3 protein-coding genes are annotated in these 1,606 nt (G+C 47.4%); all 3 read left to right on the top strand.

Translation table 11 applies throughout. From position 1 onward, the window contains the following. Nucleotides 1-109: 109 nt before the first annotated feature. Entirely contained in the window at nucleotides 110-862 is a 753-nt protein-coding gene (locus tag D1136_RS10730; RefSeq protein ID WP_161877613.1) for a DNA-binding domain-containing protein, read from the top strand. After that, on the top strand, nucleotides 855-998 hold the full coding sequence (locus D1136_RS10725; protein WP_161877612.1) for a hypothetical protein: 144 nt from the start codon (nucleotides 855-857) through the stop codon (nucleotides 996-998). Before D1136_RS10730 ends, D1136_RS10725 begins: the two co-directional genes overlap by 8 nt. 17 nt (nucleotides 999-1,015) lie before the next feature. Beyond that, nucleotides 1,016-1,606: leucine-rich repeat domain-containing protein (locus D1136_RS10975; protein WP_202623116.1), on the top strand; the 591-nt coding region annotated here is incomplete at its 3' end.

Genomic DNA, 1,606 nt, shown 5'->3' with positions numbered 1-1,606 from the left:
CCAATAAAAACGAACGTTTATTTTGGTTAAATCAGGAGTTGTAGGAACGTGGCTCTGTTTGGTGATGTTTTTGGAAGCGGATAAAATCTAATTCTAAAAACATTCAGTTATGGCAAAGAAAAACATTTTTTGGCCGGGTTGGTTGGTGGATAATCCGCTGACGGAGGACCCGAACGACTTCACGTTGAAAGTGAAAGCGGGCAACATGGTGACCACCGAGGACATTGCGAAAGCGTTGCAGGCGGAGGGTACGGAATTTCAGTTGGAAACGCTGATTGATATCTTGAACCGGGGCGACCGCATCGTCCGGAACAAATTGTTGGCAGGTTTCAGTGTAGGTACGGGTGTGTTCTACGCCTATCCGAGTGTGTCGGGCGTTTGGCGCGACAAAAATGAGGTGTTCGACGAAAAGCGTCACAAGGTGGGTGTCAATTTCCAATTAAGCGCGGCATTGCGTGAGGGTGTGAAGCAGGTGGGGGTGGAAGTATTGGGCGTATCGGTTGCCGGTCCTGAGATTTCGTGCGTGACGGATACGTGGACAGGCGAGCAGAACGGTTTGATAACGCCGGACGAAACGGTGACGGTGAAAGGGCGCAACTTGCAGATTGCCGGCGAAGAGGGGGATGCCGTGGGCCTTTGGTTTGTGCGGGTGGAGGACGGTACGAAAACGGCCGTCGAAATGCGCCGCCTGACGGTGAACAATCCCTCCGTGCTTTCGTTCCGTGTGCCGAAACTGACGCCGGGTGACTACTGGCTGGAACTGACCACCCGTTTCAGCAAAGGCCAGTTGACGAAAGAACCGCGCACGGCACGTTTTGAGAAAGTGCTCAACGTGCCTGCGGAAGAGAGTGCGGGTGATTAAAATGTTAACTCCGGTGTGGAGTACGCCCGTACTCCGCATCGGAGTCAATGCTTACGCCTGTGTGGAGTGTGTGCTGACTCCGTGCCGGAGTGCGAGGCTACTCCGGAGGGGAGTGAAAGTGGAAATAATTGTTTAATTCTATAATTTTAATTGATGATGAAAAGTTTCTTTTGTTTGCTGTTGAGCCTGGCATTGTTTGCGGGATGCAGCAAGGATGACGACTTGAATGACAACTCGAATGACAACTCGAATGACAAAACCTCGGATTTCAATCCTGCGTTTGCAAAAATTTTGCAAGAGAAAGGATATATATCCGATAGTAAAAGGATTCTATATGAGGAGGTCAAAGATATTGAAAAAATTGATATTAGTGGAACTTATGAAGACTGGGTAGTGGGGAAGGTATTAACTTCCCTGGCTGGTATCGAACATTTTGAATCCTTGACGGAATTAATTTGCAATTATAATCAACTTACCTCTTTGGATGTAAGCAAAAATACTGCATTGACCACGTTGGATTGCAATTATAATCAACTTACCTCTTTGGATGTAAGCGAGAATACTGCGTTGACCACGTTGTATTGCGGGAATAATCAACTTACCTCTTTGGATGTAAGCGAGAATACTGCGTTGACCACGTTGAATTGCGGGAGTAATCAACTTACCTCTTTGGATGTAAGCAAAAATACTGCGTTGACCACGTTGGATTGCGGGTATAATCAACTTACCTCTTTGGATGTAAGC

The sequence above is a fragment of the Odoribacter sp. Z80 genome (assembly GCF_009935865.1).
In the GTDB taxonomy this organism is placed as follows: domain Bacteria; phylum Bacteroidota; class Bacteroidia; order Bacteroidales; family Marinifilaceae; genus Odoribacter.
Note: the sequence above shows the minus strand (reverse complement) of the source record. Positions and strands in the feature narration are given on the sequence as shown.